The 5,618-nt window shown below is 47.8% G+C and carries 4 protein-coding genes, 1 tRNA gene and 1 pseudogene; all 6 read right to left on the reverse strand.

Annotation, left to right across the window (positions count from 1 at the left end):
• Positions 1-1,497, reverse strand: a pseudogene (gene htpG / locus ACWA6V_RS16360) (molecular chaperone HtpG); the annotation flags it as partial.
• Positions 1,498-1,666: 169 nt separating this feature from the next.
• Positions 1,667-1,743, reverse strand: a tRNA-Val gene (locus tag ACWA6V_RS16365).
• Positions 1,744-1,824: 81 nt separating this feature from the next.
• Complete coding sequence (locus ACWA6V_RS16370) at positions 1,825-3,033, reverse strand: O-succinylhomoserine sulfhydrylase (RefSeq protein WP_449523493.1); 1,209 nt, start codon at positions 3,031-3,033, stop codon at positions 1,825-1,827.
• Positions 3,034-3,053: 20 nt separating this feature from the next.
• Positions 3,054-4,583, reverse strand: coding sequence for an amidophosphoribosyltransferase (gene purF / locus ACWA6V_RS16375; protein ID WP_449523494.1), 1,530 nt, complete (start codon positions 4,581-4,583; stop codon positions 3,054-3,056).
• Positions 4,584-4,611: 28 nt separating this feature from the next.
• Positions 4,612-5,133, reverse strand: coding sequence for a CvpA family protein (locus ACWA6V_RS16380; RefSeq protein ID WP_449523495.1), 522 nt, complete (start codon positions 5,131-5,133; stop codon positions 4,612-4,614).
• Between the two features lie 76 nt (positions 5,134-5,209).
• A partial coding sequence (locus ACWA6V_RS16385) for an SPOR domain-containing protein (protein WP_449523496.1) occupies positions 5,210-5,618 on the reverse strand: 409 nt, incomplete at its 5' end.

A 5,618-nucleotide genomic window follows, 5' to 3' on the forward strand; every position in this document is an offset into this window, starting at 1 on the left:
AAGCTTGCCCAAATCCAACTCGCCTTTGCCTACATCCTGCAATGATTTACCATCAAACTCGGCCAAGTGGCTCATCAACCATTCGTCAACACGTTCACTTAACAGCAATACTTCAATGCCTTTTTTGCGGAAGACTTCCAGATGCGGGCTGCTTTTCGCCGTGTTGAAATTTTCAGCGGCAATGTAATAAATCTTCTCCTGCCCGTCTTTCATACGCGCGACGTAATCGTCGAGCGATTGGCTTTGTTCAGCGGTATCAGTATGGGTTGAAGCAAAGCGCAGCAACTTGGCAATTTTTTCGCGGTTGGTAAAATCTTCTGCCGGACCTTCTTTCATGACCTGGCCAAACTCTTTCCAGAAAGTTGCGTATTTTTCCGGTTCGCTTTTTGCCAATTTCGCCAACATGTCCAACACACGTTTGGTCAGCGCTGAACGCATGGCATCAATGTTGGGATCTTTTTGCAGAATCTCGCGCGAGACGTTCAAACTCAGATCATTTGAATCCACAACGCCTTTAATAAAACGCAGATACAAGGGCAAGAATTGTTCAGCGTCATCCATAATAAAGGTGCGCTGTACATACAATTACAAACCACGTGAAGCATCGCGATTGTATAAATCATAGGGGGCACGTGCTGGAATAAATAACATACTGGTGTAATCCAGATTACCTTCCACACGATTGTGGCTCCAGCTCAGTGGATCGGTAAAATCGTGGCTCACGTGCTTGTAAAACTCTTTGTACTCTTCATCGGTCACATCAGAACGTGAACGAGTCCAGAGCGCAGTAGCAGTATTGATCACTTCATCTTCCGGCTCTGCACTTGCAGCATCATCGCCAACCGGAGTTTGTTTTTTCATTACTACTGGAATGGCGATGTGATCAGAATATTTTTTGATAATAGAACGCAAACGCCAATGATCGGCAAATTCCAAAGCATCATCTTTTAAATGTAATTCAACGGTCATACCGCGATCAGCTTTCTCAACTGACTCAACGGTAAATTCCGCATCACCTGAACACTCCCAACGCACCGCTTCACTTGCAGGGGCACCGGCACGGCGGCTAGTCACCACCACTTTATCGGCAACAATAAATGCAGAGTAAAAACCTACGCCAAATTGGCCAATTAACTGCGCATCTTTTTTCTGGTCACCAGACAATTTTTGCATAAATTGCGCAGTGCCTGATTTAGCAATAGTACCCAGATTCTCGATCACTTCATCGCGCGACATACCTATACCGTTATCGCTGATGGTGAGCGTTTTTGCATCCTTATCGAAACTGATACGAATTTTTAATTCCGTATCGCCTTCATACAAATCGCCATTGGATACCGCTTCAAAACGCAATTTATCAGCGGCATCCGACGCATTGGATACCAATTCACGCAGGAAAATTTCCTTGTTCGAATACAGCGAGTGAATCATCAAATGCAGCAATTGCTTGGCTTCAGTTTGAAAGCCACGGGTTTCTTTGCGGGCATCAACGGTCATTTTCTAACTCCTGGGTACATACAACTAAGATGTGAACAAATAACATCCGCCATGTAATGACGGGGATGTGCACTAGATGGGGTAGTAGCCAAAGAATTCAAGGGTGCTGTGGGTATGCAAATTTCAGGCAATAAAAAAGCCGCTAAGGAGCGGCTTTTTTAAGGAATTTTGGTAGGACTAAGCAGACTCGAACTGCTGACCCCCACCATGTCAAGGTGGTGCTCTAACCAACTGAGCTATAGTCCTAAAGAGGGGCGCACTTTACCAAGGTGAATTCGCAAGGACAAGACCCAACAACACTTTTTTGTGCCTTGGCCTCGCAAACCCTTAGTAATTGCCTAAACCGCGTGCGAGATCGGCTTTTAAATCACCAATATCTTCCAAACCAACGGCAACACGAATCAGGTTTTCAGTAATGCCCGCATCGGTTTTTTGCTCCGGCGACAAACGGCCATGCGTTGTTGTAGCCGGGTGGACGATAGTGGTTTTGGTATCGCCCAGATTAGCGGTGAGCGACATAATGCGTGTTGCGTCGATAACCTTCCAGGCCTCTGCCCTACCGCCTTTTACGCGGAAGGATAAGACACCACCAAAAGCAGATTGCTGTTTTACAGCCAGCTCATGACCAAGATGACTTGGCAAACCTGCATAAAACACTTTTTCTACATTAGGGTGGGCATTAAGCCATTGCGCCAGCTCCAACGCATTGCGTGAATGAGCCTCCATCCGCAAACGCAATGTCTCAAGACCTTTTAAGAATACCCACGCATTGAAAGGGCTCATCGTTGGGCCAGCGCTGCGAATAAATCCGAGCACTTCATCTACATATTTTTTTGCACCAGCAACCACACCACCGAGGCAGCGGCCTTGGCCATCGATGTACTTGGTGGCTGAGTGGATAATTAAATCCGCGCCCAACTCCAGTGGCTTTTGTAATGCTGGAGTGCAGAAGCAATTATCTACCGCCAACAACGCACCGCGTGCATGAGTTAGATCGGCAAGCCGTTGAATGTCGATAACATCGCACAAAGGATTAGACGGCGTTTCAACAAATACCAATTTAGTATTTTCGGTGAAGCCCGCTTCCCACTCGACATAATTAGTTGGATTAACGAACGTGGTAGTAACACCAAATTTTTGTAAAAATTTAGTGAAGAGCACGGTCGTTGTACCAAATACGCTGCGTGAACAAAGGATATGATCACCCGATTTCAGCAACGCAATGCAAGTGGACAAAATTGCCGCCATGCCCGAAGAAGTTCCCACTGCCGATTCCGCACCTTCCAGTGCAGCAATACGCTCTTCAAACATACGCACGGTGGGATTGGTATAACGCGAGTAAACGTTGCCAGGCTGCTCACCGGAAAAGCGATTTGCCGCTTCTTGCGCATTCGAAAATACATAACTTGAAGTCAGGAATAACGCTTCGCTATGCTCACCTTCGTGCGAGCGCGATTGCCCGGCGCGAATCGCCAGAGTATCAAGCGCTGCACCGAAAAGCGGGTCTTCAGCTAATTGTTCGTCAAAATTTTCCATATATTCATCAACTCACTAATTTATCCGCGCGCCGCACCATTGTGCAAACCAATTGGCAACTCCATTTGTTTAACCGATTTTTTGCCGGATTTAGCACTGTCGTTGCGCGCCGCTGCAACCTTCTCCAAATATTCAGGAGTGACATCGCCAGCACAGTATTCGCCATTAAATACAGCACAATCAAATTCGGTGACTTCACTATTACCTTCGGAAGATGCGGCAATCAGATCCTCAAGGTCCTGATATATCAGCCAATCAGCGCCAATTTCTTCGCACACCTCGTCTTCAGAACGGCCGCTTGCAATCAACTCGGTGGTTGTCGGCATATCAATGCCATAGACGTTGGGATATTTCACCGCTGGCGCCGCCGAAGCGAAATACACTTTCTTCGCGCCGACATCGCGCACCATCTGGATAATTTGCTGGCAGGTAGTACCGCGCACGATGGAATCATCCACCAACAATACAATTTTGTCCCTGAATTCCAATTCAATTGGATTGAGTTTTTGACGCACGGATTTTTTACGCTGTTGCTGGCCGGGCATAATAAAAGTGCGGCCGATGTAACGGTTTTTTACCAAACCCTCACGGAATTTCACACCTAATTTTTGAGCCAATGCCTGACCTGCAACACGGCTGGTATCCGGAATGGGAATCACCACATCGATATCATGGTCCGGACGCTCACGCAGAATTTTTTCTGCCAGTTTTTCACCTTGGCGCAAACGCGCCTTGTACACCGAAATGCCATCCATAATAGAATCTGGACGCGCAAAATATACGTGCTCAAAAATACACGGCGTCAAACGCGGTGACTTGGCGCATTGGCGACGATTTAATTCGCCCTCTTCAGTGATATAAATTGCTTCGCCCGGTGCAACATCGCTGATCAATTCAAAACCCAGCACATCCAGCGCAACACTTTCAGATGCAACCATATATTCGACACCGCCCTCTTCGGAATGGCGCTTGCCATAGACTAACGGACGAATACCATTTGGATCACGAAAGGCAACCAAACCGTAATTAGCGATCAACGCAACTACCGCGTAACCACCAGTCACACGATTATGAACACCAGCAACTGCGGCAAACATATCGTCAGCAGTCGGGTTGAGCTTGCCTTGCATTTGCAACTCATGAGCGAAAACATTGAGCAACACTTCTGAATCAGAGTCGGTATTCACATGACGCAAATCAGTTTTAAAAATATCTTCTGTGAGTTTATCGGCGTTGGTCAAATTGCCATTGTGCGCAAGGGCAATTCCGTAAGGCGAGTTAACGTAAAAAGGTTGGGCCAACGCCGGACCTGAACTGCCAGCGGTTGGGTAGCGGACATGGCCGATCCCCATAGTGCCGAGCAAACGCTGCATATGGCGGGTTCTAAACACATCCTGCACAAGGCCGTTAGCCTTTTGCTGGCTCATGCGACCATCCTGACAAGTCACCATTCCCGCCGCATCCTGTCCACGGTGCTGCAAAATGGTCAACGCATCGTAAAGCTGCACATTCACATCGCGTTTACCCACAATACCTACAATGCCGCACATAAGATTGCCTCAATACTTGTTAACAACTTTAAACTTTTTGACCGCTTTCAGCGCTGCCAAACAGTGTCATTAACCACTGGCTGACTTGCTCATAAACCGTCCTGACCCACTCCTCACACGCGAGGAAATGGGGAATTAATTGCGCTTGTTGCCACCAGGCTTCTTCTTTAATCGGAATAAAACCGGGCAAAAGAATCAGCAGAGCCATCACGATAATAAACGCGCGCGCTGCACCAAAAACCATTCCTAGAAGACGATCTGTACCAGATAAGCCAGTCGCACGCACCAAGGCACCAATAAGGTAACTCAGCATAGCGCCTAGTAATAGAGTGGCGATAAACAGCACAGCATAGGCCGTCATAAGTCGCACAGAGGGTGATTCAATTTGGTCGACCAGCAGAATTTCAAGCTGGCCACCAAAGACTTTGGCTACCAACACTGCCGCAACCCAGATTATTAGTGACAGGGCTTCGCGCACAAAACCACGAATCAAACCGATCAAACAGGACAGGGAAAAAATCCCGATAATGGCCCAATCAGCCCAATTCATTCGCGCGCCCACTCCAAAATCATTGATGGGAGGTTTACAGAGGCGCGCATTCTAACAGAGGCGCAGGATTATGGCTTTAGGGTTTGAAGGGTAAAACAAGGGAATTCACTTTCAAACGCTTGTCCAGTTGCGACTTGATCGCAAGTGCTTCGGATTTATCCTGCTTGGGGCCAATAAACACACGATAAATAGTTGTATTAGCACCGGGGACAGCGCGCACATAGGCTTTATGACCTTCAGCTTGTAGCTGATCGCGCAATTTATTTGCCGCTGGCTGCGCACTCAAGCTTGCCACCTGAATCACCCAGGTATCAGGTAACCCTTGTGCATTGAGCGGGATAACCGGCGCTGATGCGTCAGCTACTGCAGCTTTAGAGGACGTCGATTGCGCTGATGATGCCACCGCTACCGCAACACCCGCTTGTTCGGCAGGTGAGACTTGCGCGGCAGGAATTGCCTCAGACTCATCAGGCACAAACATAGTT

Source organism: Cellvibrio sp. (genome assembly GCF_053579595.1).

What these genes read in the sequence shown, in the direction of transcription:
- purF (WP_449523494.1), bottom strand. Translation starts at nt 4,583, where the DNA reads ATGTGCGGCATTGTAGGTATTGTGGGTAAACGCGATGTGAATGTGCAG.
- ACWA6V_RS16380 (WP_449523495.1), bottom strand. Translation starts at nt 5,133, where the DNA reads ATGAATTGGGCTGATTGGGCCATTATCGGGATTTTTTCCCTGTCCTGT.
- ACWA6V_RS16370 (WP_449523493.1), bottom strand. Translation starts at nt 3,033, where the DNA reads ATGGAAAATTTTGACGAACAATTAGCTGAAGACCCGCTTTTCGGTGCA.